The following is a 22,007-nucleotide window of genomic DNA, read 5'->3' on the forward strand; positions in this document are numbered from 1 at the left end:
TTGCCTGCTCGTACCGGCTCAGTTCGTCTCGACGAAGCTCGGATCGACCAGCAGGTCCATCGTCACCATCTCGGGAACCAGCTTCTCCGACTTGAACCAGTCGAGCTGGTCGGCAATCGAGGTCATGTTGAGCTTGGCGCCCTCGTTGATGCGCATCGCACCGTTGCGGATGGAGGGCGCCGCCTTCTCGTAGGGCTGGTCGTTGTAGACATACTTGTGCAGCAGCTGCACCAGCGCCTCGGCTTCCTCCTCGCTGGCCGTCTTGTCGATCAGCGCCGCGTTGAAGTCGGCCGCGCCCTTGGAGAAGGCCGCAAGGAAGCGCTTCACGAGGTCCGGCTTGTCCTTGGTCATCGCGGTCGAGGTGAAGACCGTCGTCACCTGATAGTCCGGGATGTAGTCGGCGACCATGCCGATCGACTCGATCTCCGGGCCGGCGGCCAGCGGCTTGGCGATGTGCGGAACGATGGCCCAGGCGTCGATCTGTCCGGTCTTCAGCGCGCCGATGACCGCGCCGACCTTCTGCAGCGGACGCAGGGTGATCTCCGACCGGTCGAAGCCTTCCTTGTCGGCGATCTTGTGGGCGATGTAATGGAACGACGAGCCGGTCTGGGTGATGCCGAAGCTCTTGCCCTTCAGCTGTGCAGGCGAGGTCAGGCCGGCGTCATAGGCGGCCTTGGACACCAGGATCATCTGGCCGTCGACGCCCGGCTCTTCCTGCAGACCGCCGCCGACCACCTTGATCGCGCCCTTCTCGGCCAGGTTGATCAGGCCGCCGGAAATCGCCGTGATGCCGAAATCGACGTCGCCGGAGGCGATGGCCACCGCCATCGGCTGCGCCGCCTGGAAGAACTCGAAGTTCACCTCCAGCCCCTCGTCGGCGAAATAGCCGCGCTCGAAGGCGATGAAGCTCGGTGCATGCGAGGTGAAGCGCAGGGCCCCGACGGTGATCTTGTCGGCGGCGAATGCCGTGCCGAGCGGAGCGATGCTCACGCCGGCGGCGATGCCTGCCGCTGCCGCCAGTTTCACGAATCCGCGTTTGGTCAAAGCCTTCATGGCACCCTCCCCATATGGCCGGAAGTCCGCTCCGGTCCTGTTCAGTCCGTCATGCGGACATCTTGCTGATATGTCGGTGCATCCCCGCCGGCAGTGAGGCAGGCGGCAACGAACCGGGGAGGCAGGTGAGCGCAGCAGGTCTGCCTTGTCAATCTGTGCAGGGCGGTTTCCCGGCCGGCGGGCGCGGCTTTACAGCTCTTCCACATCGACGCCGAAGGTCAGGGCGCCGATGACCTTGCCGGTATCGGGATCGACCACCGGCAGGCTCACCTGGCTTTGCACCGTTCGGGTGGAAAGGTCCTCTTCCAGCGGGCCGATATGCAGGCTTTCAGGGCCGACGAGGAAGGTCATCTTCCACTTGTCCTCGTCGCCCTGCCAGTAATCCGAGGTCACCCGGCTGATGCCGACATTGAGCCCACGAGCATCCATCAGGATGATTTCGGTGAACAGGCCCTCGCTGCCCTCCTGGATCGTCGACAGGTAGCGCGAGACCTCGCGCGCCAAGGTGGCATCGATCAACGGGCGGCCATAGTCGCCGTCGGTCTCCTCGGCCCACTCGCGGTCGAGCGAGGTGATCATCGTTTCGGAATATGAGGATGTCACCAGGTTCTGCGCCCGCACCGCGTCGATCACCACGGGCGAGCGGGCGATTTCCTGCAGCTGCGTTCGTGCCAGCTCGCCGAGCTCGGCCTCGAAGACGTTGAGACCGACTGCGGCGTTCGGGCCCGTCAGCACCAGCAGGGCCATCACCGCTGCGGCCAGTCTGCGCATTCCCCCGACCAACATCTTCCGCAACGTTGCGCGCTCCCCGCTCCCCCTCCGCCGGCCGAACGGCACTGTGCGGTCGGAGGCCATCCGCTTGTGCGGACATTTGAAATCATAAAAATCCCTAATGACGAAGACATGCAAGATCGAAACTTCACGCTACGTCGGTGGCAGCGGGCAAACCCCGCCTCGCGCTTGCCCTTTTCCGCGGCTTCCGCTATAGCACCGGCGCGCACCTGCACCCCTGGAGGCGGCGCAATCGGGTCGGCATCGAGGCCAGAGCACTGGCAGCCGCCCGCTTTCACGAAACATCAAGGAGAACTACCATGGCTGAAGGCTATGTGCTGAAGGCTTCGGTGAGGGACCGGGTTGGCAAGGGGGCCGCTCGTGCACTTCGCCGTGAAGGCCTCGTCCCCGCCGTGATCTACGGTGAGAAGAAAGCTGCCCTGCCGATCGCGATTCCGGTCAAGGAGTCCACGATCGCCCTGCACCGCGGCGGCTTCATGACCCACCTCGGCACCATCGAGGTCGACGGCGTCGCTCACCGCGTCATCGCCAAGGACTACCAGCTCGATCCGGTTCGCGACGACCTGATCCATGTCGACTTCCTGCGCGTGTCCAAGGGCGCGACGCTGACCGTCGACGTGCCGGTCCACTTCATCAACGAAGAGAAGTGCCCGGGCATCAAGGCAGGCGGCGTGCTGAACGTGGTTCGCCACACGGTCGAGATGACCGTGCCGGCCGACGCCATTCCGGATGCGCTCGTCATCGACCTGGCCAAGGCCAAGGTCGGCGATTCGATCCACATTTCGGCCGTGGAAATCCCCGCCGGTTCCGCCCCGACCATCACCGATCGCGACTTCACCCTCGCGACGATCGCTGCCCCGGGCGGCGGCGCCGGTGCGTCGGATGAGGACGAGGCTGCCGAGGAAGAGAGCGAGGACTGAGGTCCCGCTTGAGCACCGGCGAGGGGAAGTAACGGGGAGTACCCATGCGTCTCATCGTCGGTCTCGGCAATCCGGGCGAGAAATACGCCCGCAATCGCCACAATATCGGTTTTCTGGCCGTGGACGCGATCCACGGCCGGAATTCCTCCTTCGCCCCTTGGCGAACCCGCTTCCAGGCGGAAGTCAGCGAGGGCCTTCTCGACGGCGAGAAGGTGATGCTGATGAAACCCCAGACCTACATGAACGAATCCGGCCGCTCGGTCGGCGAGGCCGCCCGCTTCTACAAGCTCGCGCCCGCCGACGTGATCGTGCTCTACGACGAGCTCGACCTGCCGCCGGGCAAGGTTCGCACCAAGGTCGGGGGCGGCAGCGGCGGCCATAACGGCATCCGCTCCATCGACGCCCATCTGGGCAAGGAATACTCGCGCGTGCGCCTCGGCATCGGCCATCCGGGCCACAAGGACCGCGTCACCGCGCATGTGCTCGGCGATTTCGCCAAGGTCGACGCCGAATGGCTCGACCCGATGCTCGACGCGATCGCCGCCGAAGCCGGCCTGCTGGTCGGCGGACATCATTCGGAATTCTGCAACCGGCTGCATCTGGCGCTGGCCCCTGCAAAGCCGCAAAAGCCCCGCAAGGAGCAGGGCGCGACATCGGGCGGCACCTCCCGCAATCCGAACCCGCCGCTGCCGCGGCGCGGCAAGGACAGCGCGCCCAAGGGGGCGCTCGCAGAGCAGCTGGCACGCATGTTTGGAAAGAAGGACTGAGACGAGATGGGATTCCAGTGCGGCATTGTCGGCCTGCCGAATGTGGGCAAGTCCACGCTGTTCAACGCGTTGACCAAGACCGCGGCGGCTCAGGCCGCGAACTATCCCTTCTGCACCATCGAGCCGAACACCGGCGAGGTGGCGGTGCCGGATCCGCGCCTGAAGGACATCGCCCGCATCGCCAAGTCGGCCAGCATCGTCCCCACGCGCCTCACCTTCGTCGACATTGCCGGCCTGGTGCGCGGCGCGTCCAAGGGCGAGGGCCTCGGCAACCAGTTCCTCGCCAACATCCGCGAGGTCGACGCCATCGCCCATGTGCTGCGCTGCTTCGAGGATGACGACATCACCCATGTCGACGGCCGCATCGACCCCATCGCCGATGCCCAGACCGTCGAGACCGAGCTGATGATCTCCGACCTGGAGAGCCTGGAGCGTCGCCTGGCGCCGCTGAAGAAGAAGGCGACCGGCGGCGACAAGGACGCCAAGGCGGTGATCCCGATCATGGAAGGCGCGCTGGAGCTTCTGCGCGAGGGCAAGCCCGCGCGCCTGCTCGACGTCTCCACCCCCGAGGAGCGCAAGATCCTCGCCGGCCTCAACCTGCTGACGACGAAGCCGATCCTCTATGTCTGCAACGTCGAGGAGGCCTGCTCGGCCACCGGCAATTCCCAGTCCGAGCGCGTGCGCGAGATGGCCGAGGCCGAAGGCGCCGCCTGCGTCGTGATCTCCGCCGCCATCGAGGCCGAGATCGCCCAGCTCGACGATGCCGAACAGGCCGAGTACCTGGAGACCATGGGTCTCGAGGAGCCGGGCCTCGACCGCCTCATCCGCGCCGGCTACGACCTGCTCGACCTGATCACCTATTTCACCGCAGGTCCGAAGGAAGCCCGCGCCTGGACGATCCGCAAGGGCACCAAGGCGCCCCAGGCGGCCGGCGTCATCCACAGCGATTTCGAGCGCGGCTTCATCCGCGCCCAGACCATCGCCTTCGATGATTACGTCACGCTCGGCGGCGAGGCTCCGGCCAAGGAAGCAGGCAAGGCGCGCGACGAAGGCAAGGAATACGTCGTCAAGGACGGCGACGTGCTGCTGTTCAAGTTCAACACCTGAGCATCCGACTTTGATCGCTCTCGCGCTTTCCCTGCGGCCGGTCTAGTGTGCGCTGCCGCCGTCGTGGCGGCAGTCTCCTGAGGGAAATCGCATGTTCCATCGCATGCTCGCGACCGCTTCGGCGGCGCTCGTGCTTTGTGCGTCCGCCGCATTCGCCGGCACGGGCGCCGAAGGCTACTTCCAGATCTACAACAACACGGACGACAACACCGTCGTCGGGTTCTACACCAACGACGGCGGCGGCTGGTCGAGCAACTGGCTTTCCAGTCCGATCGCGCCGGACCAGTCGGCCCGCGCCGAGTTCACCGACGACAGCGGCTCCTGCGCCCAGACCTTCCGGGTCGGCTGGCTCGGGACCGACGGCGGCGAGGTGCTCGATGACCCGATCGACATCGACATCTGCGAAGCCAGCAACGTCTATCTCGACGACAACGAGATCTATTACGACTGAGTGTCGGCACGCGGCCGGAGGCTCTCGACAGCGGCCTCCGGCTGCGTATAGATCGACATCATGAGCACGTTCAGAAGCTTCGAGGATTTCGAGCCCGGCGAGATCATCGCTCTCGGCTCCAAGACCGTCACCCGCGAAGAGATCATCGCCTTCGCGGCCGAGTTCGATCCCCAGCCGTTCCATCTCGACGAAGCGGCGGGCGAAGCCTCGCTTCTCGGCGGTCTGGCCGCATCCGGCTGGCACACCATCTCCATGCTGATGCGCCTGATGTGCGACGGCCTGCTGCTGAACTCCAGCGGCAAGGGCTCGCCCGGCGTCGAGGAAGTGCGCTGGATGCGCCCGGTGCGCCCCGGCGACGTGCTTGCCGCCAGCGCCGAGGTGATCTCCAGCCGCGTGCTGAATTCGCGTCCCGAACTCGGCATGGTCGACTTCCTGTTCACCGTCGTCGACCAGACCGGCGCCACCGTTATGACCCAGCGCAACAAGATCCTGTTCGCACGTCGGGAGGCCGCCCAATGACCTGGTTCGAGGACATGGCCATCGGCGAGCGCCGCGAGCTCGGCAGCTACCTTTTCACGCCGGAAGAGATCGTGCGCTACGCGAGCGCCTTCGATCCCCAGCCCTTCCACCTGTCGGACGAAGAGGCGGCGAAGACCCATTTCGGGCGTCTGTGCGCCTCCGGCTGGCACACCGGCTCGGTGTGGATGAAGCTGATGGTCGCCCATATCCAGGCCGAATGCGAAAGGCTCGGCACGCCCTCGCGCCTCGGCCCCTCCCCCGGCTTCACCGACCTGAAGTGGATCCGCCCGGTTTTCGCCGGCGATACGATCACCTACAGCTCGACCCTGCTGGAGAAGCGCGAGATGCGCACGAGGCCGCAATGGGGCCTGGCGATCCACGGCAACGAAGGCGTCAATCAGGACGGCGTGACGGTGTTCTCCTTCACCGGCAAGGTGCTGGTCGCCCGCCGTCCGGAGACGCACGACACGGACGGCTGAACCCGCCGCAAGTGCGGACCGCGATCACGTTCCCGGCGGCTACCGTGGCCACAACCCCTGGCACCGGCCCGGGCAGGTGTGGCACCGTTAACGTCTTGTTCACCATTAACTCTTTTTTAACAGGTGCCGGCCGATACACATTGCATCTGATGGTTGCAAGACCTTCCATGCCCTGTGCCGGCGGTCCGGTGACATGCGGGCGATGATGTCGGCCTCCATCCCGGGTCGGAGGACGTCGCGGTGTCGGTGCTATCCCTTCTCAAGACGGCCTCAAGCCTCGCAGGGCTTCCCTCCCGCTCCGCCGACCGCCTTTCCAATCCGTTCGCGAACCAGACCAATGCGACACTGGGACGGCTTGCCGATAGCGGCATCACGTTGAGCGAGGACTCGGTCAAGGAGATCGAGGACACCGTCGAGATCAGCCAGCAGCTCCAGCGCGCGGTCGACCAGATGAAGGACGACGCACGCTCGAACAAGGCCAGCGAGATCAAGCAGAAGATCGAGGAGCTGAAGCAGCGCCTGCAGTTCGCGACGCCGAAGCAGGCCAAGGCGATGCTGCGCGAACTCAAGGCGCTTGCGCAGGACTTCAAGGGCGCGGCATCGCAGCTGGGCTCGGATGCGGCCGAGCTGTCATCGGGCACCTCCGGCGCTAGCGTTTCCCCGGCGCAAGATACAGCGGCCACAGACGATGCGGCAAACCGGACGGCCTCGGGCGAAGCGCAAGGCACGGCCCAGCCCGGCGAGCCGCAAGAGACCGCAGCGGCGGGCACGGCGAGCAACGAGGCGAAGCCGTCCGGCCAGCCCGGAGAAGAGAGCGACGCGGACGCCACAGGCAAGAGCGACGACGAGCCGAGCCAGGAAGAGCTGAAGTCCGCCCTGCAGGCCTATATCGGCGCCCAGCACAAGGAAGAGGAGGCGGCGAACCGCTCCCGCGCCGTGGGGATGAAGAAAGAGCGCGAAGATCTGAAGAAGCTCGGCGAGGAACTGAAGCAACTGGCGAAAAGGATCGCGGACCTCGCCCGCCGCGACGGGACAGACGAAACGGAAAGCCGACGCGACAAGTCGTCGATCGATCAGGCCCTCAACGACGGCAACCGAGCCCTCGACAGCCCCGAGCTTGCCCGGTCGCTCGACCTGGCGCTTTCCGAAAGGCCGGGAAGTGCCAGGGCTCAGGTCTCGGGGGCGGCCACCGCCGCACCCGCGCAGGCAAGCCTTGCGTATACCGCCGGGGCGGGCGTTTCGTCCCTCGCCTCCCCGCAGGCTGTGATTCTCTAAAACGCCCTGTCTTCAGAGCGCCCTGGCGAAGACCACCTCGTCGCGGATCGGGATGCCGTATTCGCCGAGCATCGGGATCTCCGGCTTCAGCTTGCGCTCCTCGTCGATCGCGCCTGGGACAATCTTCTCCAGCCGGAAGTCGCGGCGCTGGTAGAAGCGGAAGGCGTCGAGATTGTCGTTGGAGGTGCGCACCAGCAGCCGGCGAATGCCGTTCTCGACCGCAGCTCCGGCCACGGCTTTCAAAAGCAGCGTGCCGATGCCGCCCCAGCGATTGAGCGAATCGAGCGTCAGGATCTCCCACTCTCGCGCGCGCTGGATCAGCGTCACCAGGCCGACGATTTCGCCGTCCTCGTCCAGCGCGATGAAGCCGGGCAGGCGCGACGCGTCGATCATCTCGCCCTCGATCAGGATCTCCGGGCTGGTCCATCGTCGGGTCAGCAGTTCGACCACTGCCGCGTGGTCGTCCTCCGTCTTGGCGCGAATGGTTACGGTCATGACAATGTCCTCGTGATGGGTGGGCGCCGCGCCCGCCATGCTTGTCGGAGAGATTAACGCCGGAACAGCCGTTCGCCGAGCCCCTGCCGCGCCTGCCAGCCGGCACGCTCCAGTTCCGGGTCGTCGTGCTCTTCCTGCGGATAGCCGATGCACAGATAGGCGATCAGCCGCCAGGCGTCCGGCACGTCCAGCGCAAGCGCGACCTGCTGCGGATCGATGATCGACACCCAGCCGAGGCCGACACCGCGGGCACGCGCGGCGAGCCACAGCGTGTTGACGGCGCAGACGCAGGAATAGGCCAGCATCTCCGGCATGGTCCGCCGGCCGAGGCCCTCGCCCTGAAGGGTGCCTTCGTCGCAGAAGACGGCAAGCTGCACCGGCGCGACCGTGAGCCCCTCCAGCTTCAGCCGGGCATAGAGTTCGGCCCGCTCGCCATCATAGGACGACAGCGCATCCGCATTGGCCTTCAGGAAGCTCTCCCGCACCGCCGTGCGGCGTTCGGGCGCGTCCACCAGCACGAAGCGCCAGGGCTGGCTGTTGCCGACCGACGGCGACATGTGCGCCTGTGCCAGCAGCGTCTCCAGCAGGCCTTCGGGCAGGGCGCGCGGATCGAACCGCCGCACGTCCCGCCGCCATGCCAGCAACGTCTCGAAGCCTGTCAGAAAGGCATCGCCGAAGGCCGGCGCCCCGCCGTCTTGCCCGTCGCTGCGGGCCGGGTCGCGGGTCCCCTCCCCGGTCAATGGCCCGGAAAGTCCACCAGCGTGCGCACGGGAACGCCGAGGGCTTCCAGTCGCGCGCGCCCGCCGAGATCCGGCAGGTCGACGATGAAGCAGGCCGAGACCACCTCCGCGCCCATCTGCTGCAGCAGCTTGGTCGCGGCCTCCGCCGTGCCGCCGGTGGCGATCAGGTCGTCGACCAGGATCACCTTGTCGCCCGGACGAATCGCGTCCTTGTGCATCTCCATCTCGTCGATGCCGTACTCCAGCGAATAAGCGATGCGCACCGTGTCGTGCGGCAGCTTGCCCTTCTTGCGGATCGGCACGAAGCCGGAGGACAGCTGATGCGCCACCGCACCGCCGAGGATGAAGCCGCGCGCCTCGATGCCCGCGACCTGATCGACCTTGGAGCCGGCCCAGGGCTGCACCAGCGCATCGACCGCCCGGCGGAACGCCCGCGCATTGCCGAGCAGCGTGGTGATGTCGCGAAACAGGATGCCCGGCTTGGGATAGTCCACGATGGTGCGGATTGCCGCCGTCAGCTCCTCAGAGACCGTTTCAGTCGTCATTGCCCGTCCGTCTTGTTGCTTGGGGCGCGCGTGCCCGACAGGCAGCCGCGCAACCCGTTGTTGGGGGAGTGTGCCACATTCGCCGGTCCGGCAAAGCGGTTTCGTTCGCAGCGCCGTCGTCGCCTCAGCGGGCGAGCACCCGGCCGGCCACCGCATCGAGCTTCGCCGTGAGCTCGGGGTCGCGCGCCTCCGGCGCCGTCATCAGCGCGAATTCCAGCGCCGTGTCGGAGCCGATCGGGCAGGCCTCGTGCTCGCGCGGCAGGTCCTGCGCCAGCCGCGCCACCAGCCGGCGGGCATTGTCCGCATTGTCGTGCAGAACCTTGATGATCGACTGGATGTCGACCGAACCGTGGTCGGGATGCCAGCTGTCGTAGTCGGTGACCATGGCGACGGTCGCGTAGCAGATCTCCGCCTCGCGGGCGAGCTTGGCCTCCGGCATGTTGGTCATGCCGATCACGTCGCAGTTCCAGCTGCGGTAGAGTTTGCTCTCCGCCAGCGACGAGAACTGCGGGCCTTCCATGGCGAGATATGTGCCGCCGCGGTGGAAGGTCAGCGCCTCCGCCTCTGCCGCCGCCGCGATATGGCCGACAAGGCCGGGCGAGACCGGCTCGGCCATCGACACATGGGCGACGCAGCCCTTGCCGAAGAAGCTCTTCGCCCGCGCGAAGGTGCGGTCGATGAACTGGTCGACCAGCACGAAATGCCCCGGCGCCATCGCCTCGTTGAGCGACCCCACGGCCGAGACCGAAACCAGCGAGGTGACGCCGCAGCGCTTCATCACGTCGATATTGGCGCGGTAGTTGATGTCGGAGGGCGCATAGCGGTGGCCCCGGCCATGACGCGGCAGGAAGACCACTTTCAGCCCGTCGATCTCGCCGATCCGCACGGCGTCCGACGCCTCGCCCCAGGGGCTCGCGACCTCGACCCATTCCGCGCCTTCAAGCGCCGGCAGGTCGTAAAGCCCCGATCCGCCGATCACACCCAGTACAGCCTTCACCATCCGCGCAACTCCTCTGCCGTGCCTGCTGCGATAGCACCCGCGCCGCGCCCGTCCAACCGGGCAGCGGACATGAAAAGGCCGCCGGATTGCTCCGGCGGCCACTTGTTCAGGACTTTCGTCGGGGCCGCTTAGTGCTCGACGTCGCGCCAGATCGACTTCTTGGTGAAGTAGAGGAGCGAAGCGAAGACGACCAGGAAGATCATCACGCGGAAGCCCATGCTCTTGCGCTCCTCGAGCTTCGGCTCGGCAACCCACATCATGAAGGCGGAGACGTCGTGGGCGTACTGGTCCACGGTCATCGGCGTGCCGTCGGTGTACTCGACCTGCTCGTCGGACAGCGGCGGCGCCATGCCGATCGGGCCGCCGGTCAGGGGCTGGCCGTGGCATTCCTCATTGGTGATCGAGCCGCCGATGAACTTCTCGTTGTAGTAACCCGAGAAATCCTCGCCGAAACAGGCCGGCGCGTCCTTGTAGCCCGTCAGCAGGTTGTAGATGTAGTCCGGGCCGTGCTCCTGGTACTGCGTGAACATGTCGAACACGAAGCCCGGGAAGCCGCTGGCGACGGCGCGCGCCTTGGCCAGCGTCGAGAAGTCCGGCGGATAGGCGCCGCCATTGGCGGCACGGGCCGCCTGCTCGTTCGGGAACGGCGAAGGCCAGCGGTCGGAGGGGATCGCGGCGACCTCCTCCATCTCGCCGTCGTCGTTCGGGCCCTTCATGACCGTGTACTCGGCGGCGACCGCCTTGACCTGGTCTTCGGTGAAGCCCGGACCGCCCTCTTCCGCCAGGTTGCGGAAGGAGAGCAGCCTTGAGCCGTGACAGGAGGCACAAACCTCCTTGTAGACCTTGAAGCCGCGCTGCAGCTGGGCCTTGTCGTACTGGCCGAAGGGGCCGGAGAACGACCACTGCTGGCGTTCGATGTGCGGGGCCTGGCCCGCAGCCATGACCGGCGTGGCAACTGCCGTTGCGGCCACGGCCAGCAGGGCGCCACGCACGGATTTGATCATCGTCTTCATTGAGGAGAACTCCCAATCCCGTCCGTGGTTCACTTCGTGTCCGGCGCCGCGACCGCACCGGCCGGCTTGCCGCCGCCGCTGAGCACGGCTTCCGAGATCGAGGCCGGCAGCTCCTTCGGCTTCTCAAGGAAGCCCAGCAGCGGCAGGATGATCAGGAAGTGAGCGAAATAGTAGGCCGTCAGGATACGGGCCGCGATCACGTAGCCGCCTTCCGCCGGCATGGCGCCGAGGTAGCCGAGACCGACGCAGACAGCGGCGAAGATCCAGAAGAACTGCTTGAACAGCGGACGGTAGGTGCCCGAACGGACCTTCGAGGTGTCGAGCCACGGCAGGACGAACATCACCGCGATCGAGCCGAACATCAGGATGACGCCGCCGAGCTTGTCCGGAACCGCGCGAAGGATCGCGTAGAACGGCAGGAAGTACCACTCCGGAACGATATGCGCCGGGGTGACCAGCGGATTCGCCTCGATGTAGTTGTCGGCGTGACCCAGGAAGTTCGGGATGTAGAACACGAAGTAGGCGAACAGGATCATGAACACCACGATCGCGAACAGGTCCTTGATCGTGTAGTACGGATGGAACGGGATCGTGTCCTGCTTGGTCTTCGGGTTGATGCCCGTCGGGTTGTTGTTGCCGGTGGTGTGGAACGCCCACACGTGCAGCAGAACGACGCCGAAGATCATGAACGGCAGCAGGTAGTGCAGCGAGAAGAAGCGGTTCAGCGTCGGGTTATCGACGGCGAAGCCACCCCACAGCCAGTTCACGATCGGCTCGCCGACCAGCGGTAGCGCCGAGAACAGGTTGGTGATCACGGTGGCGCCCCAGAAGGACATCTGGCCCCAGGGCAGCACGTAGCCCATGAACGCGGTCGCCATCATGATCAGGAAGATCACGACGCCGAGGATCCACGAGATCTCGCGCGGCGCCTTGTAGGAGCCATAATACATGCCGCGGAACATGTGGATGAATACGGCGATGAAGAACATCGACGCGCCGTTGGCGTGCAGGTAGCGCAGCAGCCAGCCGAAGTTCACGTCGCGCATGATGTGCTCGACGGACGCGAAGGCCATCGCGGTGTTCGGCGTGTAGTGCATCACCAGCACGATGCCGGTGACGATCTGCGCGATCAGCACGAAGAACAGGATGCCGCCGAAGGTCCACCAGTAGTTGAGGTTCTTCGGGGTGGGAAAATCGACGAAGGAACCGCGAACGAGCCCGATGACGGGAAGGCGGCTCTCGAGCCACTTAGCCGCCGCGCTCTGCGGCACGTAATTGGAATGTCCAGCCATGGCTGCCTCTCCTATGGATTGCCGCTATCAACCGATCTGAATCACGTTGTCCGAGGTGAACTCGAACGGCGGGATCAGGAGATTCTCGGGTGCGGGTCCCTTGCGGATGCGGCCGGCCGTATCGTAGTGCGAGCCGTGGCAGGGGCAGAACCAGCCGCCGAAATCACCGGACTGTCCGAGCGGAATGCAGCCAAGATGGGTGCAGACGCCGACCATCACGATCAGCGCTTCCCGGCCCTCGACGCCGCGATTGGCGTCGGTCGCCTGCGCGTCCGCCGCCAGGTTGGCGTTGCGTGCGTTCTGGTCCGGAAGATCGGAAATCGCGACGGCATTCGCCTCCTCGACTTCCTTGGCGCTGCGGTTGCGGATGAACACCGGCTTGCCGCGCCACATAACCTTGATTTCCTGCCCTTCCTCGATGGCCGAGATGTCGACCTCGATCGAGGCGAGCGACAGGGCCGACGCATCCGGGTTCATCTGGTCGATGAAAGGCCATGCGAGCGCGGCTGCGCCAACCGCCCCCATCGCACCGGTCGCGATATAGAGGAAATCGCGGCGAGTGGGTTCGACCGTATCCTGCTGTGCCAAGGTCGCGTCCTCTTTAACCTATAGGCCCGACGAAAACGGCAAACGCCGCCGTCCCTGGCCCGGCCGAAACGGGGACGAAGGTCGGCGGAGTGCGTCGTCTGGGCGGCAGATGCGGCTTTCCGCATCTTTCCAAGCGGGGCTGTTATTGGCACCCTTGCCCGCGCTTGTCCAGATGATCATGGGTCGAGACGACTCTTTGTCGCGGTTTTTTGCCCAATGATTGCAGCAATGCCGCCGGATTTTGGCCACGCGGGCGCCGCGGCGCGGATCGCGGGTTTCGCCGGCGCAAGGCGCGGCGATCATCTCCGGCGTCCTCCCCGCCCACCACGCGCGTAGCGCGGCAGGCGGGAGAGGTGTTACACCGCCTCGCGGCCGCTGTCGATGAAGCCGCCCGACTGCCGGCTCCACAGGCTGGCGTAGAGCCCGCCGCGGGCCAGCAACTCCTCGTGCGTGCCGTCCTCGACGATGCGCCCGCGATCCATCACGATCAGCCGGTCCATCGCCGCGATGGTCGACAGCCGGTGGGCGATGGCGATCACGGTCTTGCCGGCCATCAGGTCGTTGAGGCTTTCCTGGATCGCCGCCTCGACTTCGGAATCGAGCGCCGAGGTTGCCTCGTCCAGCACCAGGATCGGCGCGTTCTTCAGCAGGACCCGGGCGATCGCGATCCGCTGGCGCTGGCCGCCGGACAGCTTCACGCCCCGCTCGCCGACATGCGCCATCAGGCCCTTGCGCCCTTCCAGGTCCTCGAGCCCGTCGATGAAGCCGGCCGCATGGGCCCGCCGCGCCGCCTCCATCGCATCCTGCTCGCCGGCTCCCGGCTTGCCGTAGACGATGTTGTCGAGCACGGACCGGTGCAGCAGCGAGGTATCCTGTGTCACCATGCCGATCTGCGCTCGCAGGCTCGCCTGCGTCACCGCGGAGATGTCCTGCCCGTCGATCAGGATGCGCCCGCTCTCCACGTCGTAGAAACGCAGCAAGAGGTTCACCAGCGTCGACTTGCCCGCTCCCGAACGCCCGACGACGCCGACCTTCTCGCCGGGACGAATCGTCAGGTCGAGCCGGTCGATGACGCCCGCTTCCTTGCCGTAGTGGAAGCGCACGCCCTCGAACGCGATCTCGCCCCTGGACACGGCAAGCGCGGGGGCCTGCGGCCGGTCCCTCACCTCCCGCTCGCGCGAGATCGTAGTGATGCCGTCCTGCACCGTGCCGATATTCTCGAACAGGCCGGAGACCTCCCATAGGATCCACTGCGACATGCCGTGCAGACGCAGCACCAAGGCCACCGCCACGGCGACATCGCCGGTCGTCACCGCATCGGCCCGCCACAGGTAGATCGACATGGCGCCGATGCCGAACAGCAGCAGCACGTTGATCGTGTGCAGCAGCGTGTTGAGCACCGTCACCAGCCGCATCTGCCGGTGCACCGTCTTCAGGAAGTCCCGCATGGACGAGCGGGCGTAGTCCTCCTCCCGGTCGGTATGGGAGAACAGCTTCACCGTCGAGATGTTGGTATAGGCATCCACCACCCGCCCGGTCATCAGCGAGCGCGCGTCAGCCTGCACCTGCGACAGCTTCTTCAGCCGCGGCACGAAGAACACCAGCACCGCCAGATAGGCGAAGAACCATAGCACCAGCGGCAGGGCGAGGCGGAAGTTCGCTTCGCCGATCAGCAGCACCGCCGAGACGAAGTAGACCGACACATAGACCAGCACGTCGAGCACGCGGGTCACGACCTCGCGCACCGCCAGCGCCGTCTGCATCACCTTGGTGGCGATGCGGCCGGCGAAGTCGTTCTGGTAGAAGCCGATGCTCTGGCGCAGCAGGTAGCGGTGCACCTGCCAGCGGATCGCCATCGGATAGTTGCCGAGCAGCGTCTGGTGGAACAGCAGTTCCCAGGCCAGCGACAGCGCCGGCATGATCACCAGGATCACCACCCCCATCCAGACGAGCCGCCCGGCATTGTCCGCAAAGAAGGTCTCGCGATCCGCCGTCGCCAGCCAGTTCACCAGGTCGCCGAGGAAGGAAAAGACCATCACCTCGAAGATGGCGACGGCCGTTCCCAGCAGGCACACAGCCACCAGGATCGGCCAGATCGGCCGCGTGTAATGCCAGCAGAAGGCGAAAAGCCCGGCCGGGGGCGCCGTGATCGGCTGCTCCCGGAACGGGTCGATGAGTTTCTCAAACCGGTCGAACATTGCGAAGATCCTCTTGAGACCTGCGGATGCGGTCTGCCCGCCGTTTCACCGCGTGCCGCCCGGCCGGGAACACCGGCTGCTGCGCCGCCGGTGTCATCAGCACCGACAGGATGAACGCGGAAACGGCGGCGGCAAGCACCGTTAGTCCCAGAAACAGGGTGAACAGCCTTTCGGCGAACTCGGTTGCGGGCACGCTGGTGCCGGCGGAGACGACCGCGTCCAGGCGGGCGAACTCCTGCAAGGCCTGCGGCACGAAGAGCGCAAGCGCGAGCGACAGGGTCAGCCCGACGGCGGCACCGGCGACGAGCGCGGCATCGGTCAGGCGTCCCTTGACGGAGACGGATTCGGCACCGGCTCCAGGGCTGTGATCGGGAAGACCGCCGACTTTCGGCAGCGGTGCATCGGGCCGCGCGAACGGATCGAGCGGAAAACGGGAGTCCATGGGTAAGCTCCTGCGGAACTCGGCATCGGACAGTCCCGCAACGGACACGGACGGAAAGACCAGTGCATTCGCCGCGGATCGGCGAATTGCGTGCGGGACGGGACAGGCAGGGATCCGGCCGGAAACCGGATCTAGGGGGAAAGTAGTCTGGCTGGAAAAGCTGGCGGCCTAAGCGCCGCGCACCGCAGATCCGGTCGCTGGTGTTCCGGCGAGCGGAGCGAGGTCGCACGTGGAGGTGCGGAAAATGACTGCGTTAAATGACATCATGCACTCCCTCCCTGGCTGTTGCGACCTGTGACGACCTGCGGGTTTCAAGACGGACGGGCATCCGCCGGCCGGGTGTTCGAGCATCCGCGTCCATGACGCTGGCGATGCCGGGATCCCGACACCCGGAACCATACACGAGGACCGCCGGTTGCATAGCGACAATTCGAACCCGAATGATTGAAGCCGCGGAACTGTTGCGTTCATGCAACGTTCTCGCGCTGGTCTTGGCCAGCGCGGGGGCAGCGTTCTCACGCCACCAGAAAAGGCAGAGCCTACACCGCCGCCGCTTCTTCCTCCTCTTCGTCGGCGGCGAGAAAGCCGCCGGACTGGCGCGCCCACAACTCGGCATAGAGCCCGCCGCGTTCGATCAGCTCCTCGTGCCGGCCTTCCTCGACGATCCGCCCCTCGTCCAGCACGATCAGCCGGTCCATCGCCGCGATGGTCGACAGCCGGTGAGCGATGGCGATCACCGTCTTGCCGGCCATCAGCTCGTTGAGGCTTTCCTGGATCGCCGCCTCGACCTCGGAATCGAGCGCCGAGGTCGCCTCGTCCAGCACCAGGATCGGCGCGTTCTTCAGCAGGACCCGGGCAATGGCGATCCGCTGGCGCTGGCCGCCGGACAGCTTCACGCCCCGCTCGCCGACCCGCGCGTCGAAGCCGGTACGGCCGCGGCTGTCGGCCAGCGCCTCGATGAACTCCAGCGCATGCGCCCGCCGCGCCGCCTCGCGGATCGCCGCATCGTCCGCGTACTTCGCGCCCAGGCCGATATTGTCGCGGATCGCGCGGTGCAGCAGCGAGGTGTCCTGCGTCACCATGCCGATCTGCGCGCGAAGGCTCGCCTGCGTCACCGCGGAAATATCCTGCCCGTCGATCAGGATGCGCCCGCTCTCCACGTCGTAGAAGCGCAGCAAGAGGTTCACCAGCGTCGACTTTCCCGCTCCCGAGCGCCCGACGAGGCCCACCCGTTCGCCCGGCCTGATCGTCGTCGTCAGGTCCTCGATCACCCCGCCCGTCTTGCCGTAGTGGAACCGCACGCCCTCGAAATCGATCTCGCCCTTGGACACGGCGAGCGACGGCGCGTTCGGCCGGTCGGTCACGGTCACCGGCCGGGTGATCGTCTCGGCGCTGTCCTGCAGCGTGCCCAGCGCCCGGAACAGTCCGTTGAGCTGGCCGAGCAGCCGGCCCAGCAGCACGTTGAGCCGCAGCACCAGTCCCAGCACCAGCGCCACATCGCCCGTGGTCACCCTCCCCGCCTCCCAGGCGAACACCGCCAGCACGCCGATGGCGGCGATCATCACGCCCGACAGCACGCTCATCACGCTGCGCACCGCCGTCAGCGTGCGGGTGAAGCGCCGGATTGCGACAAGGAAGGTCTCGTAGCTTTCGCGGGTGCCGATGCCCTCGCGCTCGGTGTCGCTGAACAGCTTGATCGTTTGGATGTTGCCGTAGGTGTCGACGAACCGGCCTGTCACGCCGGACGAGGCATGGGCGCTGTCCTTGGCGGACTTGCGGATGCGCGGCACATAGACGACGGCCAGCCCGGCAAAGCCGACCAGCCACAGCGCCACCACCAGACCGAACCAGGGATCGAGTGCGGTCACCAGCGCCAGCGTCGACACCGCGAAGACGACGATGAACCAGATGATCTGCAGCAGGCTGACCATGAAGTCGCCGGCCGCCTGTCCCGATTGCCAGACCTTCTGCGAGATGCGACCCGCGAACTCGTCCTGGAAATAGGCCAGCGACTTTCCGACCACCTGCGCGTGCCCCTGCATGCGCACCAGGTTGAAGAAGCCCGGCACCACGACCTGCTCCTCCACCAGCGCGGTCAGCGCGGCGATCAGCGGGCGCACCACCAGCACGGTCAGGCCCATCAGGATCAGGATCGTCGCGTTCTGCGCCAGAAAGTCCGCCCGCGTTCCGGCCTGCATCATGTCGACCAGATCGCCGACGAAGACGTAGAGCGCCGCCTCGATCAGCGCGGTGATACCGCCGAGCACCAGCATGACGAGGAACGTCACCCGCGCCTGCGAGACGAAGAACCACAGGTAGCCGAAGCCCGTGCCCGGCACCGGGCGGTCGGGCAGCGGGGCCAGCGGGTCGAGCCGCCCTTCGAACCAGGCGAACAGTCTTTCGAGCACGGAAGGAAGGTCCTTTGCTGTTGCCGGGAGGACGGTGCGCGGGCAAGAAGGGCGCCGAGGGGATGCGGGCGCCGCCCGCAATTGCATATGGGACAGCTCGCCCCTCTTCCAAGCCCCGCTTCCAGGCCCGGACTTCGCACCCATGCCCGACCTTGTGCTTTTCCAGCCCGACATTCCGCAGAACACCGGCACCATCCTGCGGCTCGGCGCCTGTCTCGGCGTCACCGTGCATGTGATCGAGCCGGCCGGCTTTCCCCTGTCCGATCATGCGCTGCGCCGCGCCGGCATGGACTACCTGGAGCGCGCCGCCATGGTCCGCCATGTCGACTTTCCGGCCTTCGAGGCCTGGCGCCGGGAGCAAGGCCGCCGGCTGGTGCTGCTCACCACGTCCGGGGCGGTCTCGCATCTCGATCACGCGTTCGCAGCGACCGACCTCTTGATGCTGGGGCGCGAGTCCTCCGGCGTACCGCAAGACGTCCACGCCCTTGCCGATGCCCGTGTCACCGTGCCGATGGTCGCCGGCATGCGCTCGCTGAATGTCGCAGTCACCGCCGCCATCGTGCTAGGCGAGGCGCTGCGCCAGACGTCCGGCTTCCCCTCCGCTCCGCAACCTCCTGCCGCCGGGTCTCCTGCGTGATTTTCCCGCCTTGCGCGGGGCTTTCTCGCCTCATAGCGTGAGCCGGCATGCGGCGCGAAGACTGGCGCCGGGGAGCGGGGACATCGACACATGATCAGGGTTGCAAGCGGTCTGCGCGTGCTCGCGCTGGGTCTTTGGGGCGGTGCGTCCGCCGTTCTGTGCGCGGGGCCCGCGCTGGCGGAGGAACCGAAGCTCGACCTGGAGCTGTTCTCCCAGGAAGAGCTGGGCGAACCGCCCGCCTGCGCCGTGCGCCTGTGGCAGGCGGGGCTCGACCCCGACACCGACCGCTACGCCGTGGTCTTCCACGAGGCGCTGGATGCCGACCACACCCGTGCGCCGGCGCGCATCGTCATCGGCGGCGAGATCGTCGAGCTGGAGCGCGTCGCCACCGGTGGGGCGACGACCGGCTACGACCTCTACCCCGAGCAGGCCTATCGCTCGCGCGACGGCAAGACCCGCGCGCTGCTGGAGCTCGAGATCGCACCGGAGGAAGGCGAGGCCGTCGGCATCGATGGCGGCCGGATGATCGTCGTCCGCAGCGGCTACCTGCCCTTCACCGTCGCCGTCGAGGGCGATGCGGGCTGCCTCGCGCCGCCGGCCGGCGAGGACCTCACCGACCTCTTCGCGCCGTATGAGGTCGGCGGCGACAGCGTGCCGGACAGCCTGATCGCGGCCGCCAACGAGGCTTACGAATGCGAGTGGCGCGACGCCTTGATGCGCTCGCCCGTCACCGCCTTCCAGACCAGCGAGGAAGGCGCGGTGTGGGACATGTCCTGCGCCGCCGGCATGCACAATATCGGCCACGTCGTCGCGCAGGTCTACATCGCCGACCCCAACACCTTCTCCCTGATGAGCTTCCAGGATCCGCCGGGGCGCACCCGCCCCTCGCCCCATGTCCTGTTCAACGCGACCTGGGATGCGGCCACCCGCACCGTCACCGCCTTCGCCTCCGACCGCGGTCTCGGCGACTGCGGCACGTTCGAGCGCCACCGCTATGTCGACGGCGAGTTCGTGCTGGTCGAGTACCGGGAAAAGCCCGAATGCGACGGCACCTATGTCGAGCCGGAGGACTACCCGCTGGTCTATTCGCGCTGACGGGCCTTTCGTCCCGCGCCCGCTTCTGCCATGAAGCGGGGATCCGGGGCGCGTGCGCCCCGACAGGACGAAAGACACGACGGCAAGGATTGGCGGCATGAACAATCAGGCAGAAGCGGACCGGCGCGGTGGCGCCATTCCGGACGGGATCGAGGACAAGAAGGCGCACGCCGAGACCTGGTTCCGCAGCCTGCGCGACCGCATCTGCGGCGCCTTCGAGGCGATCGAGGACGATGCCGCCGAACATGCCGCCCTGCCGGGCGAGCTGGCCGATGAGCCCGCCGGGCGCTTCGAGCGCACGCCCTGGGAGCGCACCGATTCGACCGGCGCCAAGGGCGGCGGCGGCATCATGTCGATGATGAAGGGCCGGGTCTTCGAAAAGGTCGGCGTCCACATCTCCACCGTCCACGGCGAGTTCTCGCCCGAGTTCCGCGGCCAGATCCCCGGCGCCTCGGAGGATCCGCGCTTCTGGGCATCCGGCATCTCGCTGATCGCCCACCTGCACAATCCGCATGTGCCGGCGGTGCACATGAACACCCGCATGGTGGTCACCACCCGCCAGTGGTTCGGCGGCGGCGCCGACCTGACGCCGGTTCTGGATGCCCGCCGCACCCAGGAAGACGCCGACACGCGCGCCTTCCACGCGGCCATGCGGGGCGCCTGCGAAGCCCACGCGGTCGCCGACTATCCCCGCTACAAAAAGTGGTGCGACGAGTACTTCTTCCTCAAGCATCGCAACGAGGCGCGCGGCATCGGCGGCATCTTCTACGACTATCTCAACTCCGGCGACTGGGACGCGGACTTCGCCTTCACCCAGGATGTAGGCCTCGCCTTCCTCGACATCTATCCCAAGCTCGTGCGCGCCAACTACCACAAGCCCTGGGGCGAAGAAGAGCGCGAGGAACAGCTGATCCGCCGCGGGCGCTACGTTGAGTACAACCTGCTCTACGACCGCGGCACGATCTTCGGCCTGAAGACCGGCGGCAATGTCGCCTCGATCCTCTCGTCGATGCCTCCCTTGGTGAAATGGCCCTGAGGCGAGGCTGATCCCATGTCCTTGCCGCCGCTGACATCCCTGTCCGTCACCGGCTACCGCTCCTTGCGCGCGCTGCACATGCCCGTCGGCGCGCTCAACGTCTTCGTCGGCCGCAACGGCACCGGCAAGACCAATCTCTACCGCGCCCTCTCGCTGCTGCAGCAGGCAGCCCTCGGACGCATCACCCGCGCCATCGCCGAGGAGGGCGGCGTCGAGAGCGTGCTGTGGGCCGGCACCCGCAAGCGCGGCGCGCCGGTGCGGCTGATCCTCAAGGCCCGGCTCGGCGACATGACCTATTCCATCGAGGTCGGCCTGCCGAACAAGATTTCGGACGCCGCCCTGCCGCTGGAGCCGCTGGTCAAGGAAGAGAGCCTGACGCTTGCCGCCGGCGCGCGCGAGGTGACCTTGATGCAGCGCGGCGGCCCCACGGCCTGGCTGCGCGCCGCCGACGGCACGAGGCTGACCTACGAGAACGAGCTGCTCGGCTCGGAGACGGCGCTCGGTGCCTTTCGCGACGGCGCCCGCTTTCCCGAGCTCGACATCGCCCGCCGCACCTTCGCCGACTGGCGCTTCTATCACGGCTTCCGCACGGACGAGGCCTCGCCGCTGCGCCAGCCCGCCCTTGCCCTGACGACGCCGACCCTCTCGTCCGACGGGTCGGACCTTGCCGCCGTCCTTGCCACGCTGACAATGGTGCGGGGCGATGCCCGCGACATGGAAGCCGCCATCGACGATGCCTTTCCCGGCGCCCGCCTCGGGGTCGAGGTCGCGGAGGGAACGGCGCGCCTGTCGCTGCGCTTTGCCGACATGCCACGCGATTTCTCGGCCCGCGAGCTGTCCGACGGCACGCTCAACTATCTGGCGCTCGCCGGCGCGCTGCTCGCCTACCGTCTGCCGGCCTTCGTCGCGCTGAACGAGCCGGAGGCGAGCCTGCATCCCGAGCTTCTGGCGCCGCTCGCCCGTGTCGTCGCACGGGCCTGCGAACGCACGCAGGTCTGGATCGTCACCCACTCGCAAGATTTCGCCGAGGCTTTGGCGCGCGAGGCAGGGGCCGTGCCGCGCACGATTCTGAAGACCGAGGGCGCCACCGGCATCGAAGGGCTGAAGATCACGGGCGAATTCGCCGACGACGACTGATTGTGTGCCCGAGCGGTC

At 66.8% G+C, this 22,007-nt stretch carries 23 protein-coding genes; 11 read left to right on the top strand and 12 right to left on the bottom strand.

From position 1 onward, the window contains the following. Nucleotides 1-18: 18 nt before the first annotated feature. Nucleotides 19-1,053: an ABC transporter substrate-binding protein gene (locus BBX35_RS07530; RefSeq protein ID WP_067217759.1), complete on the bottom strand. Its 1,035-nt coding sequence runs from the start codon at nt 1,051-1,053 to the stop codon at nt 19-21. 189 nt (nt 1,054-1,242) lie between these two features. After that, entirely contained in the window at nt 1,243-1,824 is a 582-nt protein-coding gene (locus tag BBX35_RS07535) for a hypothetical protein (RefSeq protein ID WP_088946041.1), read from the bottom strand. Nucleotides 1,825-2,144: 320 nt separating this feature from the next. Here BBX35_RS07535 and BBX35_RS07540 point away from each other — a divergent pair, with 320 nt between their 5' ends. The 7 genes from BBX35_RS07540 to BBX35_RS07570 all read left to right on the top strand — a co-directional run bounded on the left by BBX35_RS07540 (nt 2,145) and on the right by BBX35_RS07570 (nt 7,363). After that, nucleotides 2,145-2,765 carry a 50S ribosomal protein L25/general stress protein Ctc gene (locus tag BBX35_RS07540; protein ID WP_067217762.1) on the top strand — a complete coding sequence of 207 codons (621 nt, stop codon included), beginning with the start codon at nt 2,145-2,147 and terminating at the stop codon, nt 2,763-2,765. A gap of 44 nt (nt 2,766-2,809) precedes the next feature. Beyond that, nucleotides 2,810-3,532 (top strand): aminoacyl-tRNA hydrolase, encoded by a 723-nt coding sequence (gene pth / locus BBX35_RS07545; protein ID WP_067217765.1) that lies wholly within the window; start codon nt 2,810-2,812, stop codon nt 3,530-3,532. Between the two features lie 6 nt (nt 3,533-3,538). Further along, nucleotides 3,539-4,639, top strand: a complete 1,101-nt coding sequence (ychF, locus tag BBX35_RS07550; protein ID WP_067217766.1) for a redox-regulated ATPase YchF — start codon at nt 3,539-3,541, stop codon at nt 4,637-4,639. A 91-nt stretch (nt 4,640-4,730) separates the two neighbouring features. Continuing rightward, nucleotides 4,731-5,090, top strand: coding sequence for a hypothetical protein (locus BBX35_RS07555; protein ID WP_067217769.1), 360 nt, complete (start codon nt 4,731-4,733; stop codon nt 5,088-5,090). A 60-nt stretch (nt 5,091-5,150) separates the two neighbouring features. Beyond that, complete coding sequence (locus BBX35_RS23620) at nt 5,151-5,609, top strand: MaoC family dehydratase (protein WP_067217771.1); 459 nt, start codon at nt 5,151-5,153, stop codon at nt 5,607-5,609. Next, complete coding sequence (locus BBX35_RS23625; RefSeq protein WP_067217774.1) at nt 5,606-6,088, top strand: MaoC family dehydratase; 483 nt, start codon at nt 5,606-5,608, stop codon at nt 6,086-6,088. Before BBX35_RS23620 ends, BBX35_RS23625 begins: the two co-directional genes overlap by 4 nt. Nucleotides 6,089-6,538: 450 nt before the next feature. Then, complete coding sequence (locus BBX35_RS07570) at nt 6,539-7,363, top strand: hypothetical protein (RefSeq protein WP_141687831.1); 825 nt, start codon at nt 6,539-6,541, stop codon at nt 7,361-7,363. 12 nt (nt 7,364-7,375) lie between these two features. Here BBX35_RS07570 and BBX35_RS07575 read toward each other — a convergent pair whose 3' ends face one another. The 10 genes from BBX35_RS07575 to BBX35_RS07620 form a co-directional block, all read right to left on the bottom strand. Continuing rightward, on the bottom strand, nt 7,376-7,858 hold the full coding sequence (locus tag BBX35_RS07575) for a GNAT family N-acetyltransferase (RefSeq protein ID WP_067218384.1): 483 nt from the start codon (nt 7,856-7,858) through the stop codon (nt 7,376-7,378). 53 nt (nt 7,859-7,911) lie between these two features. Continuing rightward, entirely contained in the window at nt 7,912-8,598 is a 687-nt protein-coding gene (bluB, locus tag BBX35_RS07580) for a 5,6-dimethylbenzimidazole synthase (RefSeq protein WP_083202545.1), read from the bottom strand. After that, entirely contained in the window at nt 8,595-9,143 is a 549-nt protein-coding gene (locus BBX35_RS07585) for an adenine phosphoribosyltransferase (RefSeq protein WP_067217780.1), read from the bottom strand. The genes bluB and BBX35_RS07585 overlap by 4 nt, the downstream gene beginning before the upstream one ends. A gap of 124 nt (nt 9,144-9,267) precedes the next feature. Next, the gene (locus BBX35_RS07590; RefSeq protein WP_171901401.1) at nt 9,268-10,143 is read right to left on the bottom strand and encodes an S-methyl-5'-thioadenosine phosphorylase; all 876 of its coding nucleotides are present in this window, start codon (nt 10,141-10,143) and stop codon (nt 9,268-9,270) included. A 128-nt stretch (nt 10,144-10,271) separates the two neighbouring features. Next, nucleotides 10,272-11,156, bottom strand: coding sequence for a cytochrome c1 (locus tag BBX35_RS07595; protein WP_067217782.1), 885 nt, complete (start codon nt 11,154-11,156; stop codon nt 10,272-10,274). A gap of 29 nt (nt 11,157-11,185) precedes the next feature. After that, nucleotides 11,186-12,448, bottom strand: a complete 1,263-nt coding sequence (locus BBX35_RS07600; RefSeq protein ID WP_067217784.1) for a cytochrome b — start codon at nt 12,446-12,448, stop codon at nt 11,186-11,188. 27 nt (nt 12,449-12,475) lie between these two features. After that, the gene (gene petA / locus BBX35_RS07605; protein WP_067217787.1) at nt 12,476-13,036 is read right to left on the bottom strand and encodes a ubiquinol-cytochrome c reductase iron-sulfur subunit; all 561 of its coding nucleotides are present in this window, start codon (nt 13,034-13,036) and stop codon (nt 12,476-12,478) included. Between the two features lie 356 nt (nt 13,037-13,392). Further along, the gene (locus BBX35_RS07610) at nt 13,393-15,234 is read right to left on the bottom strand and encodes an ABC transporter ATP-binding protein (protein WP_067217789.1); all 1,842 of its coding nucleotides are present in this window, start codon (nt 15,232-15,234) and stop codon (nt 13,393-13,395) included. Beyond that, the gene (locus BBX35_RS07615) at nt 15,218-15,676 is read right to left on the bottom strand and encodes a hypothetical protein (RefSeq protein WP_067217792.1); all 459 of its coding nucleotides are present in this window, start codon (nt 15,674-15,676) and stop codon (nt 15,218-15,220) included. Before BBX35_RS07615 ends, BBX35_RS07610 begins: the two co-directional genes overlap by 17 nt. Before the next feature lie 539 nt (nt 15,677-16,215). Further along, on the bottom strand, nt 16,216-18,084 hold the full coding sequence (locus BBX35_RS07620; protein ID WP_067217793.1) for an ABC transporter ATP-binding protein: 1,869 nt from the start codon (nt 18,082-18,084) through the stop codon (nt 16,216-16,218). A 142-nt stretch (nt 18,085-18,226) separates the two neighbouring features. On the opposite strand from BBX35_RS07620, the gene BBX35_RS07625 reads away from it, so the two are divergent. From BBX35_RS07625 to BBX35_RS07640, 4 genes are all read left to right on the top strand, one after another. Further along, entirely contained in the window at nt 18,227-18,721 is a 495-nt protein-coding gene (locus tag BBX35_RS07625; protein ID WP_067217795.1) for a tRNA (cytidine(34)-2'-O)-methyltransferase, read from the top strand. 90 nt (nt 18,722-18,811) lie between these two features. Beyond that, nucleotides 18,812-19,816, top strand: coding sequence for a DUF1176 domain-containing protein (locus tag BBX35_RS07630; RefSeq protein ID WP_067217797.1), 1,005 nt, complete (start codon nt 18,812-18,814; stop codon nt 19,814-19,816). A 97-nt stretch (nt 19,817-19,913) separates the two neighbouring features. Continuing rightward, the gene (hemF, locus tag BBX35_RS07635) at nt 19,914-20,852 is read left to right on the top strand and encodes an oxygen-dependent coproporphyrinogen oxidase (RefSeq protein WP_067217799.1); all 939 of its coding nucleotides are present in this window, start codon (nt 19,914-19,916) and stop codon (nt 20,850-20,852) included. A gap of 15 nt (nt 20,853-20,867) precedes the next feature. Beyond that, nucleotides 20,868-21,989, top strand: a complete 1,122-nt coding sequence (locus BBX35_RS07640) for an AAA family ATPase (protein ID WP_067217801.1) — start codon at nt 20,868-20,870, stop codon at nt 21,987-21,989. Nucleotides 21,990-22,007: the final 18 nt, after the last annotated feature.

The organism is Stappia indica (assembly GCF_001696535.1).
Lineage (GTDB): Bacteria > Pseudomonadota > Alphaproteobacteria > Rhizobiales > Stappiaceae > Stappia > Stappia indica.